This is a genomic window from Streptomyces sp. NPDC021622, from assembly GCF_040640795.1.
In the GTDB taxonomy this organism is placed as follows: Bacteria; Actinomycetota; Actinomycetes; order Streptomycetales; family Streptomycetaceae; genus Streptomyces.
In genome coordinates, this window is record NZ_JBFACK010000001.1 from 892,234 (window position 1) to 917,924 (window position 25,691).

Here is a 25,691-nt window from a genome sequence, read left to right on the forward strand (position 1 = left end):
GAGGGCGGGAAAGATCCGCCGCGAAGCGGCGGTCTTGCCCGGCCTCGGGAAGGGGTCAGCCCCCCAGCACCGACCCCAACGCCGCCAAGAACCGATCCGTCGTCCCCCGGTCACGGACCGCGACCCGTAGCCACTCCGCGCCCAGGCCAGGGAACGTGTCGCCGCGTCGCACGGCGAAGCCACGCTCCCGCAGCGCGGAGCGCACCGCGGCGGCCCCCGGCACCCGGATGAGGACGAACGGTCCCTCCGCCGCCGGGACGGCCCGCACCCCGCCGGAGGCGAACTCCGCGAGCCCCGCGAGGAGATGGGCCCGGTCGGCGGCGATCCGGGAAGCCGCGTCCGCCGCCTCGGCCAAGGCGGCGGACGTCACGCACGCCTCCGCCGCCGCCAGCGCCGGCGAGGACACCGGCCACAGCGGCTGCGCCCCCGCCAGTGTCGCGATCGTCTCCGGGTCGGAGAGGACGTAACCGATCCGCAGCCCCGCCAGGCCCCAGGTCTTGGTGAGGCTGCGCAGGACGACGAGTCCGGGCACGTCCGTACGGCCGGCCAGCGCTTCCCGTTCGCCCGGCACCGCGTCCATGAAGGCCTCGTCCACCACCAACACCCGCCCGGGGCGGGCGAGTTCCGTGATGGAGGCGGCCGGGTGCAGCACCGACGTCGGGTTGGTCGGGTTGCCGATCACCACCAGGTCGGCCGACTCCGGCACCGCCGCCGGGTCAAGCCTGAACCCTTCCGACTCCCGCAGCAGCACCCGGCCCACCACATGCCCCGCATCCCGCAGAGCCGCCTCGGGTTCGGTGAACTGCGGGTGCACGACCACCGGCTGACGGACCTTCAGGGCCCGCGCGATGAGTACGAACGCCTCCGCCGCGCCCGATGTGAGCAGCACGCGGTCCGGTGACACACCGTGCCGCGCCGCCACCGCGGCCCGCGCCGACCGCCCGTCCGGATACGCGGCCAGGCCGTCGAGCGAGGCGGCGATGTGCCGCTTCAGCCAGTCGGGCGGGGTGTTCGCCCGGACGTTGACCGCGAGGTCGGTGAGGCCGGCGGCGCCCCGGACCTCGGCATCCCCGTGGTGCCGCAGGTCCAGTTCGCCGTCGTACTCGGTGTCGGTCTCAGGCTCAGTGGGAGTGCGCATGGGACCCGTGGTGGTGACCGTGTCCGTGCCCATGGCCGTGCCCGTGCCCGTGGTCCCCGTCGTCGTCCGGGTGGAAGTGCGGCTGCTGCGGCAGGCCCACCTTGTCCTCGAAGCCGGGCAGCGCGATGCGGTAGACGCAGGAGTCGCAGTTCATCCGGAGGTCGCCCTTGACCGCCTCCCGGTAGCGCTCCATGACGAGGTCGAGCAGCTCCTCCTCGGGGCCGATCACGTCCGCCGAGACCACCTCGACCTCGGGGTGCGCCGCCGCCCAGCCGTCCGTCTGCTGGCGGACCCGGTCCGGCAGGATGCCGGTGAAGAGGAAGTAGGGCAGGACCACGATCCGCTTCGCGCCAAGCCGTACGCAGCGGTCGAGGCCCGACGGCACGTCCGGCGCCGCGAGCGAGACGAACGCCGTCTCCACGCCCGCGTAACCGCGCCCCTCCCACAGCAGCCGCGCCGCCTTGTGCACCTCGGCGTTGGCGTCCGGGTCGGTCGAACCACGGCCGACGAGCAGCACCGTCACGTCCGCGCGGTCCTCGGGCGTGCGCGCCGCGCCGCCGAGCGCCTCGTCCAGGCGGCGCTCCAGGACCTTCAGGAGCGAGGGGTGCGGGCCGAGCGGGCGGCCGTAGGTGTAGGAGATGCCGGGGTGGCGCTCCTTCTCGCGGGTGAGCGCCGCGGGGATGTCACCCTTGGCGTGCCCGGCCGACACCAGCATCAGCGGGACGGCGGCGAAACGTTTGACGCCCCGCTCCACCAGGTCGGTGACCGCGTCGCCCAGCGGCGGCGGCGACAGCTCGATGAAGCCGCCGGCGACCGGGAGTTCGGGGTTGCGGCGGGCGAGTTCCTGCACGAAGTCCCGGAACGCTGCGGCCCCGGCCTCGTCGCGGGTGCCGTGGCCGGCGATGAGCAGTGCGGGCGGGGTGGTCACTGGGACTCCTCGGTTGTTGCGGGTGTTTCGTACGACGTCGACTTCGACTGCGACGTAGTAGGTGAAGTCGACTTCGGCGACGGCGCGGGGTGGTACAGGAGCGCGTTCAGCGCGGCCGCCGCGACCGCCGAACCGCCCTTCTCCGAGACATTGCTGACGGCGGGAAGCCCGCTCTCGCGCAGCGCCGCCTTGGACTCGGCGGCGCCGACGAAACCGACGGGCAGGCCGATCACCAGGGCGGGCGCCGCGTCGAGCACGAGCAGCTCCTCCAGGGCGGTCGGCGCGCAGCCGATCACCCAGAGCGCCCCGGGGCCCACTTCCTCGTACGCGAGACGGATCGCGTGGGCCGAACGGGTCAGCCCGGACGACGACTTGGCGTCCTTGAGCCGGCATACGGTCTCGCGCTTCGTGATGCCCGCCGCGACCATCTCCACGTCGGTGACCACGGGCGCACCCGCGTGCAGCGCCGCGTGGGCCGCCACGAGGGCGTCCTCGTCGGTGACGAGGTCCGTCGCGTACTCAAGGTCGGCAGCGGAGTGGATGACGCGCTCCACGACCGCCCGGGTCAGCGGCGCGAAGTGCGAGGTGTCCAGGCGGGCCCGGAGCCGCCGGAACGACTCCTGCTCGATGGGGTGGACGACACGGGTCACTTGGACACCTCCGAAGGGTCCGCCGAAGGATTCGCCGACACGTCAGCCGCATGGTCCGCGTGCTGCCAGCGGTAGCCGCGCGGAGTCACCATGCGGCCCGCGATCTCACGGGTCGCCGTGTTGCCGACCGTCACGACCGTCATCATGTCGACGACTCCCGGGTCGAGTTCGCCGATCGTGCTCAGGCGCGCGGTCTCGTCCGGGCGCGAGGCATTGCGTACGACACCGACCGGCGTCGTCGGCTCCCGGTGCTCGGCGAGGATCGACAGGGCCTTCGGCAGCTGCCAGTCGCGGCCCCGGCTGCGCGGGTTGTAGAAGGTGACGATGATGTCCGCCTCGGCCGCCGCGCGCACCCGGCGCTCGATGACCTCCCACGGAGTGTGCAGGTCGGAGAGGCTGATGGACACGTGGTCGTGGCCGAGCGGCGCGCCCAGGATCGCCGCAGCCGCGAGCGCCGCCGTCACACCGGGTACGCCGATGACGTCGATGTCGTCGCTCGCCTCGGCAAGGGCGGGCGATGCCATGGCGTACACGCCCGCGTCGCCCGAACCGATCAGCGCGACCGCCTGCCCCTTCTGCGCCTCCGCGACAGCGGTACGCGCCCGCTCTTCCTCGGCGCCGAGCCCCGACTCGATGATGACCGTGCCGGGGCGAAGGAGGTCCCGGATCTGGTCGACGTACTGGTCGAGACCGACCAGGACCGAGGCCCTGCGCAGCTCTTCGCGGGCGCGCGGCGTCAGCAGGTCCCGTGCGCCGGGACCGAGCCCGACGACCGCGAGCCGTCCGCGCGGCTTCCGCCGCACGACGGCGCAGGTGGCCATCGGCGCACGGCCCTCGGGCGCCGACTTCCGCTTGGGAACGAGGAGTTCACCGCCGCCGCGCAGCGCGGCGGCCTCCGCGACGGAGGGCGTACCGACGGCGGCGAGCGGCGCGTCGGACGGGTTCGGCACGTCGACCCCGGCCAACTCGTCGGCCGCGTAGGTCACGACCGGCACCCCGAGCCGCGCGGCGGCCTCGACGATGCCGGGTTCATCGGCCTTCGCATCGACGGTCGCCAGCGAGGCGACGGAAGCGGCGGAGAGCCCCGCGTCCCGCAGGGTGTCCTGGACGAGCCCGAGGACTTCCTCGACGGGCGCACCCTTGCTGGCACCGACACCGACGACGAGGGTGGCCGGCCGCAACACGACCTCGCCTTCGGCGAGTTCGAGCAGCCGATCACTCACCCGAATGGTCGGCTCCGTCTGTGGGCAGGCGTTCCGCACGGCGGAACGGGTGGGCACAGCCCCCGCTTCGGGGTCCCGATCAAGCGGCGACACGTTAGGCGGCAACGCAGGCAGCGGGTAACCCAACTCGTCACAGAGAGCAACAGCTTCCCCGTCGAGCACGGCGCGGGTCACCCCCGCGACATCCCCCTCAACCGGCAGCCCCAGCATGTCAAGCCCCGGCACATCCACCGCGTCGGTGGCCGTAGTCACGACAGGCAAGGCCCCCAGAACATCCCCCACCTCGTGGGCCAGAGAGTTCGCTCCCCCCTCGTGCCCGCCCAGCAGGGCAACAGCAAACCGCCCACCCTCATCGACGCACACCACCCCAGGGTCGACATCCTTCCCCTGGAGCAGCGGCGCGCAGAGCCGAACCACGGCGCCCGCGGCGAGAAAGCACACCACCTGCTCGCACTCCGCGAAGGCCCGCTCCACGGCGCCCCGCACGGGCCCCTCGTACACCCGCGTCCGCGAGGGCCACGCAGCGGCGAGACGGTCGCGTGCCGCGCCGCCCGCCGCCGTGGCGGAGATCAGGCCGATCACTGAACTACTCCTTCAGACAAGGGAGATGAGGGGCGGGTGCCCCACACCAGAAAGACCGGATTGGTCGCGGCGAGCCGCGACACCTCACCCGGCAGCGGCGCGAGTCGCGACGACTGCAGCAGTACGCCGTCGCAGTCGAACCCGGCACCGCTCAGCGCCGCCCGCACGGCGGGCACCCGGTCGAGCGCCGCCATGGCGACGACGACGGACCGCCGGGCCCGCCGCGCGCACGCCGTCACTATCGCGGGCAGCTCACGCCCGCCACCGCCGATGAACACCGCGTCCGGGTCGGCGAGATCGGACAGGACGGTGGGCGCGGCTCCGTGCACGGCGCGTACGTCGACGCCGTGCGCCGCGGCGTTGGCGCGGATGCGCTCGACGCCGTCGGCGGTCTTCTCCACGGCCACGACGGCCGCGCCGAACCGCGCGCACTCCACGGCGACCGAGCCGGAGCCCGCGCCGATGTCCCACACCAGGTCGCCCAGGCGCGGTCCGAGCCGGGCGAGGGCGAGCGCCCGCACCTCGAACTTGGTGATCATCGAGTCGCGGTGGGTGAACTCGCCCTCGTCCAGGGCCCATTGGGCGGGTCCGGGCCGGGGTCCCGCGACAGTGCGCAGCGGCGCGAGGGCCCGTTCCTCGTCCAGGCAGAGCACGACGCTCACCGCAGGCCCCCAGTCACGGGCCGCGGCCTCGCCCGGCGTGACCCGTTCCACGCGCTCGTGCTCCGGGTCGCCGAGGGCGCTCGCGACGACGAGGGTGCGGGCGTCGGCGCGCCGGACCAGCTCGGCGCCGAGTTCGGCGGGGCCGCTGCCGGGGCCGGTCAGGATGGCCACCTTGGGGTGCGCGAGGCAGGCGTTCGCCGCGGTGCGCGGATCGCGCCCGTGCGCGCTGACCACCACGGCGTCGTCCCACGGAAGGCCGACCCGCGCGAACGCGGTCGCGACGGACGAGACACCGGGCCGGACGTCCAGCCGGTCGGACCCGAACCGTTCCGCGAGCGCCCGCACGATCCCGAAGAACCCGGGGTCGCCGGAGGCGAGCACCACGACGCCGCCGCCCTCCGCCGCCCCGTCGGCCTTCGCCAGCCGCTCCTCGATGGCGTCGAGCGCGGGGGCGAGCGGCCCCATCACCACCCGGGCCGTCCCCGGCGGCAGCCCCGCGGACTCGATGTGCCGCCGGGCGCCCACGACGAGCCCCGCGGCGCGCACCGCGTCCAGGGCGGCGGCGTCGAGCGGCGCCCCCGTCCCCGTACCGACGACGGTGATCACGATTTCGCCCTCTCCGCGCGCAACGCGGCCCGCGCCTCGGGGTCGGCCTTGCGGTAGCCGTGGAAGTGGCCCGGGTGGTAGAGGTGCGAGCGGGTGCCGTGTGCGGCGAGGGCCGGTCCGACCAGGAACAGCGTGTGCTTCCACAGACGGTGTTCCTTGACCGTCTCCTCAAGGGTCTCGATGGTGCAGTTGAGGACGAGCTCCTCGGGCCACGTCGCCTGGTACGCGATGACGACGGGCGTGGTCGCCGGGTAGCCGCCCTCCAGGAGCTCACGCACCAACTGGCCGCTGCGCGCCGCCGAGAGGAACAGCGCCATCGTCGTGCCGTGCCGCGCGAACTCCCGCACCTCCTCGCCGGGCGGCATCGGTGTCTTGCCGCCGCCGAGCCGGGTGAGGATCACGGACTGCGCCACCTCGGGGATCGTCAGCTCGCGCTGCGCGATCGCCGCGACCGCCGAGAAGGACGAGACACCCGGCACGATCTCCGTCGCCACACCGATCCCGGCGCACCGGTCGACCTGCTCCTGCGTGCCGCCCCACAGGGCCGGGTCGCCGGAGTGGATGCGGGCGACCTTCAGGCCCTCGGCGGCGGCGCGCTCGTACACGGCGACGACGTCCTCGAGGGACATCGTCGCCGAGTCGAGGATCTCGGCGCCCTCGCGCGCGTGCTCCAGGACCTCCGCCTGCACCAGGCTGGCCGCCCAGATGACGACATCGGCCTCCGCGATGGCCCGTGCGGCACGGAACGTCAGCAGGTCGGCGGCGCCGGGCCCTGCCCCGACAAAGGTCACCTTGCCGGTGGTGGCTTCGGCGTCGGCCATGGGTGGGGTTCCTCTCGTACGAAACAGCAACAGTCAGTGGTGGAACAGAAATCCGTGGGTGTCGCCCCGCGCATGGATGTGCGGGGCAGGGGGTCAATCAACCGAGGTCACAGTTTCCCGCCCCGGCCGCCCTCGCGCCGCGCGGGAGCGATCAGCGTGGACAGATAGGGCAGCGGCGTCTCGTCGAGCTCGGCCGCCGACCGGATGGACTCCTCGGGAAGGCCGAGCGCGGACCCCCACACGGCATCCTCCGTGCGCCCCGTCTCGCGCAGCGCGGCCGCCACCTCCTGGGCCTGCCGCCCGAACTTGTACGCGACGACCGTGCCGGGCCCGGCGAGCGCGTCCTTGAGCACGGCGGCACCCGCGGTCACCGGCACCAGCGTCAGCGGCTCGGTGCCTTCGGTGAGCACGGCACCGCTGCGGGCGGCGAGATCCTGCATGGCGGTGATGCCGGGCACGGTCTCGATGCCGGCCCCCGGCACGAGCTCCGCGATGGTCTGCGCGAGATAGGTGAACGTCGAGTACACATTGGGGTCGCCGATCGTCGCGAACGCCACCGAGCCGTGCTCCCGCAGCAGCTCGGCGACCCGCTCGCCCGCGGCGTCCCAGGCGGCCTCGCGGCGCTGCCGGTCGGTGCGCTCGTTGAGCGCGAACACGACACGTACGACCTTGTCCTCGGGGACGTAGTGCAGCACGGTCGCTTCTGCCCGCCCGCGCTCACCGGTGTCCATCACCGGTACGACGACGACAGCGGCGGCGCGCAGCGCGTTGACACCCTTGACGGTCACCAACTCCGGGTCACCGGGCCCGACACCGACTCCGACCAGCGTGTTGCTCATGCCGTGCACCTCTCTACGAACCGACGGGCGATACCGGGTTCGGCGGCCCAATGCGTGTGCAGATAACTCGCGTGCACACCCTGTTGTACGAAGCCTTCGACGCGCCGTTCAGGGGCGTGCAGACCCCAGGCGGGAGCCGCCCCGGCGCCCGGCTCGACGACGGTGCGGTGAAACTCGTGCCCGCGCATCCGGGTCCCGACGGCCGCGAGTGCGCTGTCGGACACGGCGACGGCCTCCCGGTACCCGAGCGTCAGCCGCTCCGACATCCGCGCACGGGCGTCGAGCACGCCGCACATGGGCTTCCCGTCCAACTCCCGCGTCAGATAGAGCAGCCCGGCACACTCGGCGGCAACGGGCGCCCCACCGAGAGCAAGCTCGGCAACGGCTTTCCGCAACGGCTCATTGGCGGAAAGCTCGGGAGCGTACACCTCGGGAAAACCGCCACCGATGAGCAACCCGGCGGTGCCGTCCGGCAGTTGCTCGTCATGGAGAGGATCAAACGTGACGACGTCGGCTCCGGCGGCGGCGAGCAGCTCGGCATGCTCGGCATAAGAAAACGAGAAGGCAGCCCCACCGGCGATGGCGACGACGGGCCTGCGGCTTTCGCTTTTCAGCCCGTCCGGCGAAACTTCCAGCCCGTCCGGCGTTTGAGGACCGGGGTCTGGGGCGGAGCCCCAGTTTCGGGAAGGGGCGGGATTGGGGAAGGAAGCGCCGCAGGCCCCCACCGCAACCGGGTCCCACGTGTCACCGGACAACGCAGGCGCACTCCGGGCAAGCCCCAGAATCGCCTCCAGGTCACACCCCTCCCGCACTCGCGAGGCCAACGCCGCAACAGACTCCACAGCCTCAGCCCGCCGCTCGGCGACCGGCACAAGCCCCAGGTGCCGCGAGGGCGCCTGGACCTGCTGCGCCCGACCCAGCGCCCCCAGCACAGGAACCCCGGACTCGTCCAACGCCTCCCGCAGCAACGCCTCATGCCGCGCGGACCCCACCTTGTTCAGGATGACGCCCCCGATCCGCACCTCCGGATCCCACGAGGCGAACCCGTGCACAAGCGCGGCAACGGACCGCGACTGCGACGAAGCGTCGACCACAAGAACCACCGGCGCCCGCAACAACTTCGCCACCTGCGCCGTAGAAGCGAGCTCACCCTGCCCCGAGGCCCCGTCATAGAGCCCCATGACACCCTCGACCACGGCAAGATCGCACCCCCGCGCCCCATGCGCGAACAGCGGCGAAACGAGCTCCGGCCCGCACAGATACGCGTCCAGGTTGCGCCCCGGCCGCCCCGTGGCCAGCGCGTGATACCCGGGATCGATGTAGTCGGGCCCCACCTTGTGCGGGGACACGGCGAGCCCGGCCGCCGAGAAGGCGGCCATCAACCCCGTGGCGACAGTCGTCTTCCCGCTCCCGGATGAAGGCGCGGCGACGACGAGCCGAGCTACCACTCGATGCCCCTCTGGCCCTTCTGACCGGCGTCCATCGGATGCTTGACCTTGGACATGTCGGTGACGAGGTCAGCGAATTCGACCAGCTCAGCAGGCGCGTTTCGCCCCGTGATCACGACATGCTGATTCCCGGGCCGATTCCGCAGCGTCTCCACGACCTCGTCCGTGTCGACCCACCCCCAGTGCATGGGATAGGCGAACTCGTCGAGGACGTAAAGGCGGTACGTCTCGGCGGCGAGGTCACGCTTGACCTGCTCCCAGCCCTCGCGGGCCTTGTCCTCGTTGCTCATCTCGCCGTCGGCGGGCGCGCGCTGGATCCACGACCAGCCCTCGCCCATCTTGTTCCAGGTGACGGACCCGCCCTCACCGCTGGCCCCGAGGACCTTGAGGGCGTTCTCCTCGCCCACCTTCCACTTCGCCGACTTCACGAACTGGAAGACCCCGATCGGCCAGCCCTGATTCCAGGCCCGCAGCGCGAGCCCGAAGGCGGCGGTGGACTTCCCCTTGCCGATGCCGGTGTGCACGACGACGAGCGGGCGGTTGCGCCGCTGACGCGTGGTGAGTCCGTCGTCCGGCACGACGCTCGGCTGTCCCTGCGGCATTACGCGACGCTCCTCATGCGAGTCATACGAGATCCCGATCCCTGTACGTCCTTGACGAGCCCGGCGATGGACTCCGCCCGCAGCTCGTCCAGCGTCACCGCGGTACCGCCGAGCTCACCGGCAAGCTGCCCGGCGAGCCCGAGCCGCACGGGCCCCGACTCGCAGTCGACGACCACGGAGGCTATCCCGGCCGCCCCGAACAGCCGCGCCGCACGCCCCGCCTGGGCCACCGGCTCGGGCCCGCCCGTGGCGCGCCCGTCCGTCACGACCACCACGAGGGCCCGCCGCGCCGGATCCCGCAGCCGCTCCACCCGCAGCACCTCGTGCGCCTTGAGCAGCCCGGCAGCGACCGGCGTACGCCCACCCGTGGGCAGCGACTCCAGGCGCGCGGCGGCCGCGTCGACGGACGAGGTCGGGGGCAGCGCCACGTCGGCGCCCGTGCCCCGGAAGGTGACGAGCCCGACCTTGTCGCGCCGCTGGTAGGCGTCGAGCAGCAGCGAGAGGACGGCGCCCTTGACCGCGCTCATCCGCTGCCGTGCGGCCATGGACCCGGAGGCGTCCACGACGAACAGGACGAGGTTGCCCTCGCGCCCCTCCCGTGTGGCCTGCCGCAGGTCGTCCCGGCGCACCACGAGACCCCGGCCCGACCGGCCGCGCGCCCGCTGATGCGGGGCCGCCGCCTGCACGGTGGCCGCCAAGTGCAGCTTGGTGAGGGCCCCTTGGGGCCGCCGGGCCCCGGTGGTCCTGCCGTGCTCGGTGCGCGCCCGAGAGCGCCGCCCGGCGGCACCTTCACCCAGCCCCGGCACGCTCAGCATCTTCGTACGGAACGGCTCGGCGGCCCGCACGGCCTGCTGCTCACCGCCACCGGCGGCGGGAGCCTGCGCGGCGGACGCCTCGTCCTCCTGGCCCGCCTCGCTCTGGTCCCCGGGAGTGCCGGGCGAGTCCGGACCGCTCTGCGGGGGCCGGCCGCCCCCGCCGGGCCCGTCGGGATCCGGATCGTCGTCGCCGTCATCGCCCCCGGACTGCTCCAGGGTGTCGTCCAGCTTGTCCTCGTCGAGCCCCGGCGCGTCGAAGGGGTTGCGCCGCCGCCGGTGCGGAAGCGCGAGCAGCGCCGCCTGCCGTACGTCCTCGGCGAGCACGTCCTCACGCCCGGCCCAGGCGGCAAGTGCCGTCGCCGTACGCGCCATCACGATGTCGGCCCGCATCCCGTCGACCTCGAATGCCGCGCAGGTCGCCGCGATCTGCCGCAACGCCCCGTCGCCGAGCCGTACTTGGGGAAGCAGGGCGCGCGCCGCGACGATCCGGGTCCGCAGCGCGGCCTCCTCGTCGCCCCAGCGCGCGGCGAAGCCCTCCGCGTCGTCGTCGTACGCGAGCCGCCGGCGCACGACCTCCACGCGCTGGTCGGTCTCCCGCGACGCGGCCACCTCGACGGTGAGCCCGAACCGGTCGAGCAACTGCGGCCGCAGTTCGCCCTCTTCGGGGTTCATCGTGCCGACGAGCAGGAAGCGCGCGGCGTGCCGCACGGACACTCCCTCGCGCTCCACATAGGAGGCGCCCATGGCGGCGGCGTCGAGCAGCAGGTCGACCAAGTGGTCGTGCAGCAGGTTGACTTCGTCGACGTAGAGGATGCCGCGGTGCGCGTCGGCGAGCAGCCCCGGCTCGAAGGCCTTGACCCCCTCGGCGAGCGCTCGCTCGATGTCCAGGGCACCGACAAGCCGGTCCTCCGAGGCGCCGACGGGCAGTTCGACCATCCGGGCGTCCCGGACGGAGTCTCCGCCGACGTCGTGCGGGCCGTCGGGGCAGGCGGGATCGGCGGCGGCCGGATCACAGGAGAACCGGCACCCTGCGACCACCGGCACCTGCGGAAGCAGCGCCGAAAGGGCGCGCACTGCCGTGGACTTGGCGGTGCCCTTCTCGCCGCGTACGAGTACGCCGCCGACGGCGGGCGACACGGCGTTGAGCAGCAGTGCGAGCCGCAGGTCGTCCTGTCCGACGAGCGCGGTGAACGGATAGGGGGTGCTCACAAGGCCTCCATGAGGTGATTCAGGGCGGGGCAGAGGACCAGGGAACTCATCCGTCCCCCTCGAGATCACCCTCGAGTTCGAGGTAGGTGGCCCGCAGCCGCTCAAGCGTCTGTGCGTCGGGCTCGGCCCACAGCCCCCGCTCGGCCGCTTCGAGCAACCGCTCCGAAATCCCGCGCAGGGCCCAGGGGTTGGACTTCTGCATGAACTCACGGTTCTCGGGATCGAAGACGTACTCGGCGGAGAGCTTCTCGTACATCCAGTCGTCGACCACGCCCGCTGTCGCGTCGTACCCGAAGAGATAGTCCACGGTGGCGGCCATCTCGAACGCGCCCTTGTAGCCGTGCCTGCGCATCGCCGCCATCCACCGGGGGTTGACGACGCGGGCCCGGAAGACCCGGTGGGTCTCCTCGCCCAGAGTGCGCGTCTTCACCTGGTCGGGAGTGGCGGAGTCCCCGACGTACGCCTCGGGGGATTCGCCGGTCAGGTGCCGCACCATGGCGACCATGCCGCCGTGGTACTGGAAGTAGTCGTCGGCGTCGACCAGGTCGTGCTCGCGGGTGTCGACGTTCTTCGCCGCGACCGCGATCCGCCGGAACGCCGTCTCCATGTCCCCGCGCGCGGCCTTGCCGTCGAGACCGCGCCCGTACGCATAGCCGCCCCACACCGCGTACACCTCGGCGAGGTCGGCGTCGCTGCGCCAGTTGCGCGCGTCGATCAGCGGAAGGAGACCCGCCCCATAGGCGCCGGGCTTGGACCCGAAGATCCGGGACGTGGCACGCCGCCGGTCGCCGTGCTCGGCGGTGTCCTCGTCCGCGTGGGCGCGTACGTAATTGGATTCCGGGGCCTCGTCCAGCTCGGCCACGGCCCGTACCGCGTCGTCGATCAGGCCGACGACGTGCGGGAACGCGTCGCGGAAGAACCCGGAGATGCGCACCGTCACGTCGATGCGCGGCCGCCCGAGCTCCGCCACCGGCACGATCTCGAAGCCGGTCACGCGCCGGGACGCGTCGTCCCACACGGGGCGGCAGCCGAGCAGCGCCAGGATCTCCGCGATGTCGTCGCCCTGCGTACGCATCGCCGACGTGCCCCACACGGTCAGACCCACGGACTTCGGGTACTCACCCGTGTCCGCCAGGTACCGCGCGATCAGCGAGTCCGCGAGGGACTGGCCGACCTCCCAGGAGAGCCGCGAGGGGATGGCCTTGGGGTCGACCGAGTAGAAGTTGCGTCCGGTCGGCAGCACATTCACGAGCCCGCGCGTCGGCGAGCCGGAAGGACCGGCGGGAACGTAACCGCCGTCGAGCGCCCGCAGGATGTGCCCGATCTCGTCGGTCGTCCGCGCGAGGCGGGGCACGACCTCCTCGCAGGCGAAGCCCAACACGGCTACGGCAGGCGGGAGTTCGACCCCCACCACGTCCCGGACGAGCTCCCGCACGGCCGCGAGCTCCCAGCCGCGCTCCTCCATGCCCTCGGCGAGCCGCCGGCACAGCTGCTCCAGGAGATCGAGCGCGTCGGCGCCGGTCCGCGCGGGCCCGTCGACCAGCGACGTCAGACCGTCCGCCACCTTCACGGCCGCGCCCGGCTCGGCGAGCAGCTCCTTCTCGCTGAGCCCGAAGTGCTCGGCGAGACAGGCCCGCAGACCGGGCAGCGCGTTCGCCTGACCGCCCCACACCTGCGAGGCGCGCAGCACGGCGAGCACCAGATTGACGCGCGCCTCGCCCTCGGGGCCGCCGCCGAGGATGTGCAGACCGTCGCGGATCTGTACGTCCTTGATCTCGCACAGATAGCCGTCGATGTGCATGACGAACTCGTCGAACTCGCCGTCGTCGGGCTGCTCGTCGACGTGCAGGTCGTGGTGGAGCTCGGCGGCCTTCACGAGCGTCCAGATCTGCGCGCGCACGGCGGGCGCCTTGGTCGGGTCCAGGTCGCTGACGAGCGCGTACTCGTCGAGCAGCTGCTCCAGCTTCGCCAGATCGCCGTACGTGTCCGCGCGCGCCATCGGCGGCACCAGGTGGTCGACCACCGTGGCGTGCCCGCGCCGCTTGGCCTGGGTGCCCTCGCCCGGGTCGTTCACGATGAAGGGGTAGATCAGCGGCAGCTCGCCGAGCACCGCGTCCGGGGCGCAACTCCCGCTCAGGCCAAGGCCCTTGCCCGGCAGCCACTCCATTGTGCCGTGCTTGCCCATGTGGACGACCGCGTCGGCGCCGAAGGACAGCTCCAGCCAGCGGTAGGCCGCCATGTAGTGGTGCGAGGGCGGCATGTCGGGGTCGTGGTAGATCGCGATCGGGTTCTCGCCGAAGCCGCGCGGCGGCTGGATCATCACGACGACGTTCCCGAACTGCAGGGAGGCGAGCACGATGTCGTCGCCGTCCACGTACAGGCTGCCGGGGGGCTCGCCCCACGCCTCCAGCATGCCGTCGCGCAGCTCGGGGGCCAGCTTGTCGAACCACGCCTGATAGTCGGCGAGCGGCACACGCGCGGGCGCGGCGGCCAGCTGCTCCTCGGTGAGCCACTCGACGTCGTGGCCACCGGCGTTGATGAGCCGGTGGATCAGCTCGTCGCCGTTGTCCGGGTGGCCCTCGACGACGTACCCGGCATCGCGCAGCGAGTCGAGCACGCGCACCGCCGACGCGGGCGTGTCGAGCCCGACGGCGTTGCCGACACGCGAGTGCTTCGTCGGGTACGCCGTGAAGACGAGCGCGAGCTTCTTCTCGGCGTTCGGCTTGTGCTTCAACTGGGCGTGCCGCAGGGCGATTCCGGCGACCCGGGCGGCGCGCTCGGGGTCGGCGACGTACACCGGTACGTCGTCGGGGCCCTGCTCCTTGAAGGAGAACGGCACGGTGATGACACGCCCGTCGAACTCCGGGATCGCCACCTGCATCGCGGCGTCCATGGGGGAGAGCGCGGCGTCCGACGCGTCCCAGGTCGCCCGCGACGAGGTGAGGCAAAGTCCTTGCAGCACAGGGATGTTGAGGTCGGCGAGCGCGCCGATGTCCCAGGCCTCCTCGTCGCCGCCCGCGCTCGCCCCGGAGGCGTGCGTGCCGCCCGCCGCGAGGACGGTGGCGACAAGCGCGTCGGCCCGCCCGAGGATCTCGTACAGGCCCGCGTCCGCGCCGCGCAGCGAACCGCAGTACACGGCAAGGGCGTTGGCGCCCCGCGCCTCGATCGCGTCGCACAGCGTGTCCACGAAGCCGGTGTTCCCGGAGAGCTGGTGCGCCCGGTAGAAGAGCACACCGACGGTGGGCCGGCCCTCGACGTACTCCCGCGTGCCATGCACCCCGTACTCGGGCATCTTCTGCGGCTCGGCACTCTGCCGCTCATGCGTGTCGGCGGCCGACGCCCGGCCGCGACCCGCCGCGAGGACGTCCTCCTTGAGGAAGCGCACCAGCTCGCGCAGATTACCCGTGCCGCCCTCGACGAGATACCGCAGGGCCTCCGCCACGGACCCCGCGTGCACGGTCGACTCGGCCATCAGCTCCGCGTCGGGAACGGCCTCGCCGCCGAGCAGCACCGTCGGGATCCCGGCGGCCTTCAGCGCCGCGAGCCCGTCCTCCCACGCCCGCTTGCCGCCGAGGAGGCGTACGACGGCGATGTCGGCGCCCTCGATCAGGGCGGGCAGCTCGTTCTGTACGTCGACCCGGGTCGGGTTGCCGATGCGGTACCCGGCGCCCGAGGCACGGGCGGCAAGCAGGTCCGTGTCGGCGGTGGACAGAAGCAGGACGGTCATGAGGGTGCCCCCGGTGCGATGAAGGGGAGACCGGACGGTGCGCCGGTCTCGATCAGGCTGAGCAGCGCGTCCGTGTCCGCGTGTTCTTCGATCAGGTCTCCGAGCAGGTCGAGCTGCTCCTCGCGCAGCGCGCCGAAGCTGGTGTCGGGCGCGGGCACGAAACGGCGCCCCGCGGCGCGGGCCACCTCGGTGAGGAAGCGCCGCCGGAACGCGTCGCTCTCAAGGGAGCCGTGCCAGTGCGTGCCCCACACCTCGCCGACGCGGCAGCCGTCCAAGAAGGGCTCTCCGCCCAGGACTTCGGCGACGCCGTGATGGATCTCGTATCCCTCGACGGGTTCGCCCAGGGCCTCGCTGACCGGCCGGGCGAGGGTCTTCTCGCGGGCGAACCGGACCCGCACGGGCAGCAGCCCGAGCCCGTCCACGGCCCCCGCGCGCGACTCCACGTCGTCCTCGATGTGCTCGCCGAGCACCTGGAAGCCGCCGCAGATCCCGAGCACGGGCCGCCCCTCGGCTGCACGCCGCGCGATGGCGTCGGCGAGCCCGCGCTCACGCAGCCACTCCAGGGCACGCACGGTCCCGCGTGTACCCGGCACGACCACGAGATCGGCGTCGACGAGCTCCTCGGCCCGGTCCACGAACCGCACGACGACACCGGGTTCGGCGGCGAGCGCGTCCACGTCCGTGAAGTTGGACATCAGCGGTACGGCACAGACGGCGACCCGCAGCACGTCATCGCCGACCGGGGGAGCGACGACGGACTCCCGCACGGCACCCCGCAGGGACACCCGAAGGCCGTCCTCCTCGTCGATGCCGAGGCCGTGCTGGAACGGCAGCACGCCGAACGTGCGCCGCCCGGTGAGTCCTTGCAGCATGTCGAGCCCGGGTTCGAGCAGCGACACATCACCCCGGAACTTGTTGACGAGGTACCCGGCGACCAGTTTCTGGTCCTCGGCGCCGAGCAGCGCGGTCGTGCCGAAGAAGGAGGCGAAGACGCCACCGCGGTCGATGTCGCCGACGACGACGACGGGGAAGCGGGCGGCCCGCGCGATCCCCATGTTCACGATGTCCGTACGCCGCAGATTGATCTCGGCGGGACTGCCCGCGCCTTCGCAGATCACGGCGTCATAGCTGCCCCGAAGTTCCTCAAGACATCCCACGACGGTGGAAAGCAACGCCTCCTGGCGCCCGCCGTGATAGCCACGCGCACTCATCTCGCCCACGGGCTTCCCCATGAGCACCACCTGACTGCTGCGGTCGCTGCCCGGCTTGAGCAGCACGGGATTCATCAACGCGCTCGGCTCGACCCGGGCGGCCTGCGCCTGCATGGCCTGCGCCCGCCCGATCTCGGCGCCTTCGCGCGTGACGAAGGAGTTGAGCGACATGTTCTGCGCCTTGAACGGCGCGACGGACACGCCCTTGCGGGCAAGCCACCGACAAATCCCGGCGGTGACAACACTCTTCCCGGCATCGGAGGTGGTCCCGGCAACAAGCAGCCCACCACTCATGAGCGTCCTCCCAGCTCGTGCTGCCCTTGCTGTGGGCAGGCGTTCCGCAGGGCGAGTGGGGTCTCCCCTGCTCGAGCGAAGCCGAGAGCTTGGGGAAGGGTGGGCACAGCCCCAGCCGCCGGTCCCCGCTTCCGACGGGCGGCAATGGCAACCCCCAGCGCCAGCAGACCAACCCGCCGAGACAGCCGCACAGCCCGCTCGATGTCAGCCACGGCAACGTCCCGCCCACCCCCGTTCAGAACGGGCCGATGCTCAACCCGCCCCCCGTACGAGAGCGTCCCCCCGAGCCGCACCCCCAACGCCCCCGCAAAGGCCGCCTCCACAGGCCCCGCATTGGGACTCGGATGCTTGGCGGCATCGTCACGCCAGGCCCGCAGCGCCCCGGAGGGCGAATCCCCCGCAGCAGCCGCAAGCAGGGCGGTAAGCCGAGCCCCCGGCCACCCCAGGACGTCATCGAGCCGAGCAGACGCCCACCCGTACCGGAGGTACCTCGCGGACTTGTGCCCCACCATCGCGTCCAACGTGTTCACGGCCCGAAACCCGACAAGCCCCGGAACGCCCGCCAACGCCCCCCACACCAGCGCCCCCACGACGGCGTCGGACGTGTTCTCGGCGACGGACTCGACGACGGCCCGCGCGATGCCATCGGCATCCAGCGCCTGCGGATCCCGCCCGCACAGATGCGGCAGCCGCTCCCGGGCCACCTCGATGTCCCCCGCGGCGAGCACCCCGCCGATGGCCCGCGCCTCACGCCCGAGCGAGGTCCCGCCGACCACGGCCCAGGTCGCCGCGGCGGTCAGCGCGACCGATCCGGCGCGCGAGTGACGACGTACAAAAGAAGAGGCAAGGGCGGCGGCACCCGCCGCCCCGCCGGCGCACACCACGGCATGCAGCGCACCCCACCCGCGGTGATCCCGCCACAGGACACGCTCGACGGCACCCGCCGCACGCCCGAACGCGGCGACCGGATGCCCGCGGCGAGGATCACCGAGAAGCAGGTCACCGAGGAGCCCGGCGGCGGCGCCGTACGCGAAGTCGCGATCGGCACACATGGGTTCAGCCGACCGTTACGGGAAGGGGAGCGACGGGCCCGGCCTGGACGGGCGGGGGCACAGGAACCGGCAACGGGCGGCCGCGCATGGCGATATGTCCTCACTCAGGGTGTCCGCGCCCTGGTTCGACGTGATCGGCGGGCGAGAGTTCCTGGCTCACGGGGAGTCGTCTCCCCGGTGACAGTGGCGGGACCGCGCCGGATTCGCACCGGCTTCCTCTTCTGCCGCCGTAATGGCTCCGGCAGTCCACCACGCCCGCGAACGCCCGTCAACTCGCCTTTGACCTGCGACGGGAGAGTGTGCCAAGGCCCACATACGAAGGTGGGGCGCAAGGCGCCGAAGCGTCCCGCACCCCACCTTGAACTCCGTCGTCGGGCGACGGACTCAGGCCGTCAGGCGACGATCAGATAGATCCCGTATGCCACCGCGGCCGTGCACAGCGCGAAGCACAGGTACGCGCCCGCGCGCGCCGCCACCGCGTTGCCGCCCGCGGCGGAAGTGGCGCCGGAGGTGGCCGCCTCGTGCTTGGAGAGGCCGACGATGCCGAGGGTGAACAGGCCCACCAGGGCCACCGTCACCGCGAGGCTGACTCCGAAGACGGAGCCGAGAGCTGCCCAGTCGATGTCCATGCTGATCTGTCCTTACACCGTGGCGCGGGCGGGATCCGCCACAGGGCCGGTCGGGGCCGGGATGGTGGCCTTGACGTGGTCGTCGTCGGCGGCCGTCGCGGCGGCGCCGGTGGGCGGCGGCGTGACGGCGGCGATCGCGGTGGTCACGACGCCCGCGGGCTCCGCGTCGGAGCCGCCGATCTCGTCGTCCGCGACGTTCGTGTGGTCGACGGCGTTGCGCCGCGAGAGCACCCAGATGACGGCCGAGCCGCCGACCAGGAGCGCCGCGGTCGCCGCGATGCCCCAGGGGCCCTGCTTGGTGAGGAACTCGGCGCCCGCGCCGACCAGGCCGGCGGCCGGGAGCGTCAGACCCCAGGCGACGAACATCCGGGTCGCCGTGGACCAGCGGACCACACCGCCCTTACGGCCCAGGCCCGCGCCCATCACGGCGCCGGAGCAGGACTGCGTGGTGGAGAGCGAGAAGCCGATGTTCGACGAGGCGAGGATGACCGTCGCGGCGCTGGTCTGGGCGGCGAAGCCCTGCTGCGGCTGGAGGTCGGTGAGGCCCTTGCCCATGGTGCGGATGATGCGCCAGCCGCCCAGGTAGGTGCCGAGCGCGATGGCCACACCGGCCGAGACGACGACCCACATCGGGGGGTTCGCGCCGGGGTTGAGGACGCCGCCGGTGACCAGGGCGAGCGTGATGATGCCCATGGTCTTCTGCGCGTCGTTCGTGCCGTGCGCCAGCGAGACGAGGCCGGCGGAGGCGATCTGGCCCGCGCGGTAGCCCTTGGCGGTGGCCTTGGTGTCGGTGTTGCGGCCGATCCGGTACGTCAGGCGCGTGGCCGCCATCGCGGCGAGACCCGCCACGAGCGGCGCGGCGAGGGCCGGGATCAGGATCTTGGTGACGACGGTGCCGCCGTCGATCGACGACCAGCCCATCGACATGACGGCGGCGCCGATGAGGCCGCCGAAGAGTGCGTGGGAGGAACTGGAGGGCAGACCCACCAGCCAGGTCATCAGATTCCAGAGGATCGCGCCCACCAGGGCGGCGAATATGACCTCTGTCTTCAGTCCGTCCTCGTTGACGATGCCGCCAGAGATCGTCTTGGCGACTTCGACGGAGAGGAATGCTCCGACGAGGTTCAGCACGGCGGACATGGCCACCGCCGTCTTGGGCTTGAGAGCGCCGGTCGAGATGGTGGTAGCCATCGCGTTGGCTGTGTCGTGGAAACCGTTCGTGAAGTCGAACACGAGAGCGGTAACGATCACGATCCCGAGGAGAAGCGTGATGTGTTCCATTTACCCAGGCTTCTGTTGGACGTCAGTGGCAAGTGGAACGTAGGCAACCTGGGTGAACGGAAAGTGAACTGGGCCGGGCCGTGCGGTGACTCGATGCGGGGCACCGCCACTCCGCTTCCGTCGGAATGGTGACGGAGATCGTCCGGAGTGGCGGCACGAGGCCCGGAATCCGGGCTTCCAAGGGCTTTTTGGCTACCCTCGGGCGAACCTCTTCAGCTGGTTCATCGAGCCGTTGAAGAGATTCTGATCACCCGGGAGCTTGCCGCCGTTGTCGTACTGCCAGATGGTCAAGTACGACCACCCCTTGGGCAGTGTCCCCGACGTCGACGACCAGCGTGCGAGCCACAGTGCGTGATTCGCCCCGAAGGCGCGGCTGCCGCCCGTGCAGTTGTTCCACCACTTGGTGGTCGTGTAGATCACGGGACGGCGTCCCGTCTGGCGCTGCACCTCGTTGCTGAACGACTTGATCCAGTTGGCCATGCCGGTCTTGCTGAGGCCGTAGCACTTGCGTTTGCCGTACGGATTGTGCTCGATGTCGAGCGCGGGCGGCAGCGTCCAGCCGTCCGCCCGCCAGCGCCCGCCATGGCTCATGAAGTACGCGGCCTGCTTCTTGCCGGATGACTTGTTCGGTACGGCGAAGTGGTACGCCCCGCGGACGATGCCCGCATTGCGGGAGCCGTTGTACTGCTGCTGGAAGCGGGGATTGCGGTACGTGTGGGACTCGGTGGCCTTCACGTACACGAAGCGTGCGCCCTTGCTCTTGGCCTTCTGCCAGTTGACGTTCTTCTGGTGCGACGAGACGTCGTGGCCCCTCGGCTTGCCCGCCGCCGAAACCGGAATCTCGGCGAGGGCGGTCCCGCTCAGGGCCAGCGTTGCCACTGAGGCGGCGATGACGCGGGCGCGACGACGGGACGGTTTGTGATCACGAGCCATATTTCCCCCCGGATGGCGACGTGCATGACAAATCCCCCAGAGGTTACTGGAAGATCACCTCATGCCGGTCGATCGCCAGCCAATCATCGTCAGAAGGGGATGAATGCCCATACACGCCGATACGGACCCGCCGGCTCCGCCCTGCGGTGCCGCGACCCCGGCTGGCAGGATCACGGCATGACCGAGCAGCGGCAGCACGCGATGGAACGGGCCTGGGGCGATCTCGTCGCGGCGGCTCGCAGGACCGTCTCGGACGGCCTGGTGGTCGGCACGTCGGGCAATGTCTCCGTACGCGTCGGCGGCACGGTCCTGGTCACCCCGAGCGGAGTCCCCTACGACCGGCTCACACCGCGGGACGCGGTCGGCGTCGACCTCGACGGCACCCGGCTCTTCGGCGACCTCGCCCCGACCAGCGAACTGCCGATGCACCTCGCGATCTACCGCAACACCTCCGCCGGAGCCGTGGTCCACACCCACGCGGTGCACGCCACGGCCGTCTCCACGCTGCTGCCGGAGCTGCCGCCGATCCACTACATGGCGGCCTCGATGGGCGGCCCCGCGCGCGTCGCCCGGTATGCGCCGTACGGCTCGGACGAGTTGGCCGAGAACATGCTGCACGCTCTGCGCGAGCGCACAGCTTGTCTCCTCCAGAACCACGGAACCATCACATACGGAGACACCCTGGACCAGGCATACGACCGCACGGCCCAGCTGGAATGGATGTGCCGCCTCTGGCTGACGGCAAGCGCCATCCCCGGCCACGCGCCGACACTGTTGTCGGGGAGCCAACTACGGGAAGCGGAGGAACGGCTGCGGGGGTACGGGCAGGGTCACGCCTAGCCAGGCAGCCCGCCCGTTTGTGGCCTGGTGTGCCGGCGGTTTGCCCACCCACCCGGGCCGCCCCGTTTGTGGCCTGGCGTTCCGGCGGCTTCCCCACCCAGGCGCCCGCCCCGTTTGTGGGCAGGCATTCCGGCGACTTCCCCACCCACCCCGCCCGCCCCGTATGCGGGCAGGCGCCCCGGCGGATTCCCCACCCGGGCCGCCCCGTTTGTGGGCAGGCGTTCCGCACGGCGGAACGGGTGGGCACAAACGGCCCACGGTCCGCAGACGAACACCGGGGTCCGGGGCGGAGCCCCGGAGGTACCAGGGAGAGCCCCCAGGCGCCAAGCCCCGCGGAGTCACCCCGCGGCCCCCGCCCACTGGCCCTACCAAGCCACCCCGCCGACACTGGACAGGTGCGCCCAGCCAAAGCGACGGCAACGGCCGTCACCGCCGCAGCGACCGCCCTCCTGGCCGGCGCAGCCGCCATCGCGGCGGGCCGCTTCGCCAGCAACGCCGCCCTCAAGGCCCCGGCAGGCCGCCCCCTGCCGACCGAGCCCCGCCTCACGGTCCACGCCACGGCGGCCGGCCAGATCACCCTGACCCGCGCCCTCGCGAGCCTGCGCCCCGGCAGATACGGCCTCGGCGGCGACGGCAGCCACGCCGTGATCGGCCCGGTCGTCGACTCCGCACCGCACGAGGCCGACACCGTCGTACGCCGCCTGGAAGCCGTCACCCACGGCACCCTGGACCCCGGCGCACGGGTCCGGCTCACCCCGCAGGTGTACATCGGCGACCCGCACGCCGCGCTCGACATCGACCACGCGGACGTCGACATCCCCGGAGAACTCGGCGGCCTGCCCGCCTGGTTCGTGCCCGGCGCCCGCGACACCTGGGTGATCACCGTGCACGGCCTCGGCACCACCCGCGAGCACCCCATGGTCGTCATGGACTTCCTGCACCGCCTGCAGTTCCCGGTCCTCGACCTCGCCTACCGCGGCGACCTCGGCGCACCCCGCTCCCCGGACGGCCTCGGCCACCTCGGCGAGACCGAGTGGCGCGATCTCGACGCAGCCATCCGCTACGCCGTGCGCTACGGCGCAGAGAACGTGATCGTGCACGGCTGGTCCACCGGCGCGGCCATGGCCCTGCACGCCGCCGCGTACTCGGCCCTGCGCGACCGCATCAGCGGCCTCGTGCTCGACTCCCCGGTGCTCGACTGGGAGGTCACCCTGCGTGCGCTCGCCGCGGCCCGGCGCACGCCGGGCTTTCTGCTGCCGCTCGCGGTGCGCGCCGCCCAGGGGCGGACCGGCCTGCGCGGCGACCGCATCCTGGAGGCCGCCGACCCCGACGTACTCAAGGTGCCGACCCTGCTCTTCCACGGCCCCGACGACGTCATCGCTCCTTGGTACCTGTCCCGCCAACTGGCCGCCCAGCGCCCGGAACTCGTCACTCTCCACACGGTTCCGGATGCGCCCCACGGCGCCATGTGGAACGCGGACCCGGCGGGCTACGAAGAGGTGCTGCGGCGCTTCCTCACGCCCCTGATGTAGCACCCCGCACACCCCGGACGTAGCGCTCCGGAGCCTCACGAAGTCATTCCGTTTGGGTTTTCGGACCGTCAACAGGAAGACTGCTCCCGTGACGTCCCGTATCCCGCGCGACTCAAGGCTCCGACTCGTCCGTGCTCAGTCCCCGATGGCCGAGAGGCGAGCATCGGCGGATCGCGGCGCAGCGCGCCCCCTGACTGCCCCCGGCGCAGTGACCGAGGCCCGTTCGCGCCGTCCCGCGCCCCGGCCGCCCGAGGGCACCCCGGCCCCCGCCGAGCTGGCCCGCATGGCCCGCGCCGGTCTCGCCGACGCCGTGCGGGTGGCCCGCTGGGCCGACGCGTCGCTGCGCCCGGGAAGTGGCGCGGGCGAGCGCGACGGCAAAGGAACCCTCTCCACCGCCACCGCCGAACGGGCCGCCGCGGAGCTCGCCCTGACCGCGGATCAGGTCAGGGCGGACTGGGACACCGCACGGCTCGCCGGCCTCGTCGAGGTGCACGGCGACAGCGCGCGCCCCGGCTGGCGCCTGCGCGCCTGGGACCGCGACGACGCCGCCGTGCTGCGCGGCTGGGTCGCCCTGTTCGACGCCTGGTCCCTGGCACACGCGGCATCGCGCGAACTGCCGCCCGCCGCCGTCGCCGAGACCGTCGAGGCCATGCCGCAGCTCCTCACGCTGCTGCAGCTCTCGGCGGGGCCCGTCCCCCTGCCGCAGCTCCTTGACCTCCTGGACCAGCGCGTCACGGAACTGCGTACGGAACGCTGCGAGATCCCCTACGGCCCGCAGCCCGAGCCGGTGGACCCCGATGACGCCCCTTCCCTGCCCACCCTCCTCGACTGGGCCCTGCGCGGTCTCGCCGCCGTCGGCGCGCTGACGTACGCCGACGGGCAGGCCACGCTCACGCCGCTCGGCAGCTGGGCGGTCTGGGTCAAGCTGGAGCAGATCTGCGTGGCCGCGCAGAGCCCGGCGGGGAACATCGAGCAGGCGGCCGCCGACATGCTGCGCGGCTGCGCACGCCTTCGCCCCAAAGCGGCCCGCTCCGAGTACCGCGCCTGGCTCGCCGCGCGCCCCGTCGGCAGCGCCGTCACCGAGCTCCTGGAGGCCGCACGTGGCGAGGACGCCCTGCTGCGCGGCCTCGCCTTCGAGGCCCTGCGGGTGGTCGGCGCCCCGGCCGAGGCCGAGGTGCGGGCCGTCGTGGACGAGACCTCGCTGCGGCCGTACGCCCTGATCTGGCTGGCCGAGCAGGAGGGCGCCGACCCCGAGGACGTCCACCTGGTCCTGACCCGTGACGAGTCGACGTGGCTGTGGGTCGACACCGCCGCGGCCGTCGCCGACCACGGCGAGACCCATCTGCTCATCCGCCACCTGGAGTCCGCGGTCCAGCCCACGGTGCCCGCGCTCCTGGACGAGGTGCGCCGGATCGGCCACCCCCGCACCGTCCAGGTCCTGGTCGCGCTCGCCGCCGCGCACCCCGACCCGGCGCTCGCGAAGGCCGTCCGCCGGGCTGCCTTCCAGGTGCACACCGGAGGGGTGTAGCGGCCCATCCGGCTCACCGGAAGGTGTTGCACCGTCCCATGTCGCCGGTGCGGTAGCCCTCGTAGAACCACCGCTGCCGCTGCTCGGCCGAGCCGTGCGTCCAGGTCTCGGGGGTGACCCGGCCCTGGAACCTCTCCTGGATGCGGTCGTCGCCGACCGCGGCCGCGGCGTCCAGGCCCTCGCGGATGTCCGCCCCGGTGAGACTGGTGATCAGCGGTCTGCCCGTCCGGTCGTCGGGGGTGCGGGTCGCGTGCCGTGCCCACACCCCGGCATAGCAGTCGGCCTGCAGCTCGACCTTCACCGCGTTGCTGTTCTGCCCGGTGCGCCCGTCCTGGGAGCGCTGCAGCGTCCCCATGAGGTTCTGTACGTGGTGCCCGTACTCGTGCGCCACGACGTACGCCTGCGCGAAGGGGCCGCCGCTGGAGCCGAACTCGGTCCGCAGCTCGTCGAAGAACCCCAGGTCCAGATAGACCTTCCGGTCGCCGGGGCAGTAGAAGGGGCCGACCGCCGATGACGCGGCGCCGCACGCGGTGCCTACCCGGCCGCCGAACAGGACGGTCTGCGCGGGGGAGTAGGTCCCGCCCCTGAGCTGGAACTCCGGACGCCAGTAGTCCTGCAGGCTGTTGACCACCGCCACGATCCGGCAGTCCTCCTTGGTGTTCGCGTCCTGTCCCGTACGGCAGTTCTGCTGCACCTGCGCCACGGACGAGGACGATGCGGCGGGCTCCTCGTCGCCCGACGAGAGGCCGAGCTGGTCGGGGCCGACCCCGAAGAGCAGCCCGAGGACCAGCGCGATCAGGCCCGCGATGCCGCCGCCGACCGTCGCCTTGCCGCCGGGAATCCGGCTGCCCCGCACGTCCTGCACCTCGGACGTGTCCAGATCGGCGTCGTCGTCGAACTGCACGGGCGCACCACCCTCTGCCTCGCATCCGGGGCGCCGTCCGCAGTCCCGCGCCAACCATTCGGCACCTTCAATCTTCATCCTGATATGCCGCTCTCCACGCGGCGCCGGACGGGGGGCCGAACGGGGGACGCCCGCCGAGTGGCGCGCCGGACGGCGGGGGCGATCGATGCCGCCGCCGCTACGCTCTGCGCCTGTTCCGTGGCCATCGGCCGGGAATGGGCCGTGAGCATCGGCAGG

General features: G+C 72.3%; 20 protein-coding genes and 1 riboswitch. Of the genes, 3 read left to right on the top strand and 17 right to left on the bottom strand.

Annotated elements, in window-relative coordinates:
* Nucleotides 1-55 precede the first annotated feature (55 nt).
* The 16 genes from cobC to AB0G47_RS04120 all read right to left on the bottom strand — a co-directional run bounded on the left by cobC (nt 56) and on the right by AB0G47_RS04120 (nt 20,650).
* Nucleotides 56-1,138, bottom strand: a complete 1,083-nt coding sequence (gene cobC / locus AB0G47_RS04045) for an Rv2231c family pyridoxal phosphate-dependent protein CobC (protein WP_360763746.1) — start codon at nt 1,136-1,138, stop codon at nt 56-58.
* Nucleotides 1,122-2,066 carry a sirohydrochlorin chelatase gene (locus AB0G47_RS04050; RefSeq protein WP_360763748.1) on the bottom strand — a complete coding sequence of 315 codons (945 nt, stop codon included), beginning with the start codon at nt 2,064-2,066 and terminating at the stop codon, nt 1,122-1,124. Before AB0G47_RS04050 ends, cobC begins: the two co-directional genes overlap by 17 nt.
* Nucleotides 2,063-2,716 (bottom strand): precorrin-8X methylmutase, encoded by a 654-nt coding sequence (locus tag AB0G47_RS04055; RefSeq protein ID WP_360763749.1) that lies wholly within the window; start codon nt 2,714-2,716, stop codon nt 2,063-2,065. Before AB0G47_RS04055 ends, AB0G47_RS04050 begins: the two co-directional genes overlap by 4 nt.
* On the bottom strand, nt 2,713-4,521 hold the full coding sequence (gene cobJ, locus AB0G47_RS04060) for a precorrin-3B C(17)-methyltransferase (RefSeq protein WP_360763751.1): 1,809 nt from the start codon (nt 4,519-4,521) through the stop codon (nt 2,713-2,715). Before cobJ ends, AB0G47_RS04055 begins: the two co-directional genes overlap by 4 nt.
* Nucleotides 4,518-5,789, bottom strand: a complete 1,272-nt coding sequence (gene cbiE, locus AB0G47_RS04065; RefSeq protein WP_360763753.1) for a precorrin-6y C5,15-methyltransferase (decarboxylating) subunit CbiE — start codon at nt 5,787-5,789, stop codon at nt 4,518-4,520. The genes cobJ and cbiE overlap by 4 nt, the downstream gene beginning before the upstream one ends.
* Nucleotides 5,786-6,610, bottom strand: coding sequence for a precorrin-4 C(11)-methyltransferase (cobM, locus tag AB0G47_RS04070; protein WP_360763755.1), 825 nt, complete (start codon nt 6,608-6,610; stop codon nt 5,786-5,788). Before cobM ends, cbiE begins: the two co-directional genes overlap by 4 nt.
* Before the next feature lie 107 nt (nt 6,611-6,717).
* Nucleotides 6,718-7,449: a precorrin-2 C(20)-methyltransferase gene (gene cobI / locus AB0G47_RS04075; RefSeq protein ID WP_266868456.1), complete on the bottom strand. Its 732-nt coding sequence runs from the start codon at nt 7,447-7,449 to the stop codon at nt 6,718-6,720.
* Entirely contained in the window at nt 7,446-8,897 is a 1,452-nt protein-coding gene (locus tag AB0G47_RS04080; protein ID WP_360763757.1) for a cobyrinate a,c-diamide synthase, read from the bottom strand. Before AB0G47_RS04080 ends, cobI begins: the two co-directional genes overlap by 4 nt.
* Nucleotides 8,891-9,499 carry a cob(I)yrinic acid a,c-diamide adenosyltransferase gene (gene cobO, locus AB0G47_RS04085; protein ID WP_360763759.1) on the bottom strand — a complete coding sequence of 203 codons (609 nt, stop codon included), beginning with the start codon at nt 9,497-9,499 and terminating at the stop codon, nt 8,891-8,893. The genes AB0G47_RS04080 and cobO overlap by 7 nt, the downstream gene beginning before the upstream one ends.
* Entirely contained in the window at nt 9,499-11,523 is a 2,025-nt protein-coding gene (locus AB0G47_RS04090) for a putative cobaltochelatase (RefSeq protein WP_360763760.1), read from the bottom strand. The genes cobO and AB0G47_RS04090 overlap by 1 nt, the downstream gene beginning before the upstream one ends.
* A gap of 46 nt (nt 11,524-11,569) precedes the next feature.
* Entirely contained in the window at nt 11,570-15,250 is a 3,681-nt protein-coding gene (gene cobN, locus AB0G47_RS04095; protein ID WP_360763762.1) for a cobaltochelatase subunit CobN, read from the bottom strand.
* Nucleotides 15,247-16,755 carry a cobyric acid synthase gene (locus AB0G47_RS04100; RefSeq protein ID WP_360763764.1) on the bottom strand — a complete coding sequence of 503 codons (1,509 nt, stop codon included), beginning with the start codon at nt 16,753-16,755 and terminating at the stop codon, nt 15,247-15,249. The genes cobN and AB0G47_RS04100 overlap by 4 nt, the downstream gene beginning before the upstream one ends.
* Complete coding sequence (locus AB0G47_RS04105) at nt 16,752-17,807, bottom strand: cobalamin biosynthesis protein (RefSeq protein WP_360763766.1); 1,056 nt, start codon at nt 17,805-17,807, stop codon at nt 16,752-16,754. The genes AB0G47_RS04100 and AB0G47_RS04105 overlap by 4 nt, the downstream gene beginning before the upstream one ends.
* 122 nt (nt 17,808-17,929) lie before the next feature.
* A riboswitch (cobalamin riboswitch) is annotated at nt 17,930-18,081 on the bottom strand.
* Between the two features lie 118 nt (nt 18,082-18,199).
* Nucleotides 18,200-18,436: a hypothetical protein gene (locus tag AB0G47_RS04110; RefSeq protein WP_360763767.1), complete on the bottom strand. Its 237-nt coding sequence runs from the start codon at nt 18,434-18,436 to the stop codon at nt 18,200-18,202.
* Between the two features lie 12 nt (nt 18,437-18,448).
* The gene (locus AB0G47_RS04115; RefSeq protein WP_360763769.1) at nt 18,449-19,717 is read right to left on the bottom strand and encodes an inorganic phosphate transporter; all 1,269 of its coding nucleotides are present in this window, start codon (nt 19,715-19,717) and stop codon (nt 18,449-18,451) included.
* 192 nt (nt 19,718-19,909) lie between these two features.
* Nucleotides 19,910-20,650: a lysozyme gene (locus tag AB0G47_RS04120; protein ID WP_360763771.1), complete on the bottom strand. Its 741-nt coding sequence runs from the start codon at nt 20,648-20,650 to the stop codon at nt 19,910-19,912.
* A gap of 177 nt (nt 20,651-20,827) precedes the next feature.
* Between AB0G47_RS04120 and AB0G47_RS04125 the strand changes: the two genes are divergently transcribed.
* From AB0G47_RS04125 to AB0G47_RS04135, 3 genes are all read left to right on the top strand, one after another.
* Nucleotides 20,828-21,490, top strand: a complete 663-nt coding sequence (locus AB0G47_RS04125) for a class II aldolase/adducin family protein (protein WP_360763773.1) — start codon at nt 20,828-20,830, stop codon at nt 21,488-21,490.
* A 395-nt stretch (nt 21,491-21,885) separates the two neighbouring features.
* A complete protein-coding gene (locus AB0G47_RS04130) occupies nt 21,886-23,022 on the top strand; it encodes a hypothetical protein (RefSeq protein WP_360763774.1) in 1,137 nt (378 codons plus the stop codon).
* An 88-nt stretch (nt 23,023-23,110) separates the two neighbouring features.
* Nucleotides 23,111-24,550 carry a hypothetical protein gene (locus AB0G47_RS04135; protein WP_360763776.1) on the top strand — a complete coding sequence of 480 codons (1,440 nt, stop codon included), beginning with the start codon at nt 23,111-23,113 and terminating at the stop codon, nt 24,548-24,550.
* A gap of 13 nt (nt 24,551-24,563) precedes the next feature.
* On the opposite strand, the gene AB0G47_RS04140 is transcribed toward AB0G47_RS04135, so the two are convergent.
* Entirely contained in the window at nt 24,564-25,454 is an 891-nt protein-coding gene (locus tag AB0G47_RS04140) for a neutral zinc metallopeptidase (RefSeq protein WP_360763778.1), read from the bottom strand.
* Nucleotides 25,455-25,691 lie beyond the last annotated feature (237 nt).

What these genes read in the sequence shown, in the direction of transcription:
- cobC (WP_360763746.1), bottom strand. Translation starts at nt 1,138, where the DNA reads ATGCGCACTCCCACTGAGCCTGAGACCGACACCGAGTACGACGGCGAA.
- cobM (WP_360763755.1), bottom strand. Translation starts at nt 6,610, where the DNA reads ATGGCCGACGCCGAAGCCACCACCGGCAAGGTGACCTTTGTCGGGGCA.
- cobI (WP_266868456.1), bottom strand. Translation starts at nt 7,449, where the DNA reads ATGAGCAACACGCTGGTCGGAGTCGGTGTCGGGCCCGGTGACCCGGAG.
- cobO (WP_360763759.1), bottom strand. Translation starts at nt 9,499, where the DNA reads ATGCCGCAGGGACAGCCGAGCGTCGTGCCGGACGACGGACTCACCACG.
- cobN (WP_360763762.1), bottom strand. Translation starts at nt 15,250, where the DNA reads ATGACCGTCCTGCTTCTGTCCACCGCCGACACGGACCTGCTTGCCGCC.
- AB0G47_RS04100 (WP_360763764.1), bottom strand. Translation starts at nt 16,755, where the DNA reads ATGAGTGGTGGGCTGCTTGTTGCCGGGACCACCTCCGATGCCGGGAAG.
- AB0G47_RS04105 (WP_360763766.1), bottom strand. Translation starts at nt 17,807, where the DNA reads ATGTGTGCCGATCGCGACTTCGCGTACGGCGCCGCCGCCGGGCTCCTC.
- AB0G47_RS04110 (WP_360763767.1), bottom strand. Translation starts at nt 18,436, where the DNA reads ATGGACATCGACTGGGCAGCTCTCGGCTCCGTCTTCGGAGTCAGCCTC.
- AB0G47_RS04115 (WP_360763769.1), bottom strand. Translation starts at nt 19,717, where the DNA reads ATGGAACACATCACGCTTCTCCTCGGGATCGTGATCGTTACCGCTCTC.
- AB0G47_RS04120 (WP_360763771.1), bottom strand. Translation starts at nt 20,650, where the DNA reads ATGGCTCGTGATCACAAACCGTCCCGTCGTCGCGCCCGCGTCATCGCC.
- AB0G47_RS04125 (WP_360763773.1), top strand. Translation starts at nt 20,828, where the DNA reads ATGACCGAGCAGCGGCAGCACGCGATGGAACGGGCCTGGGGCGATCTC.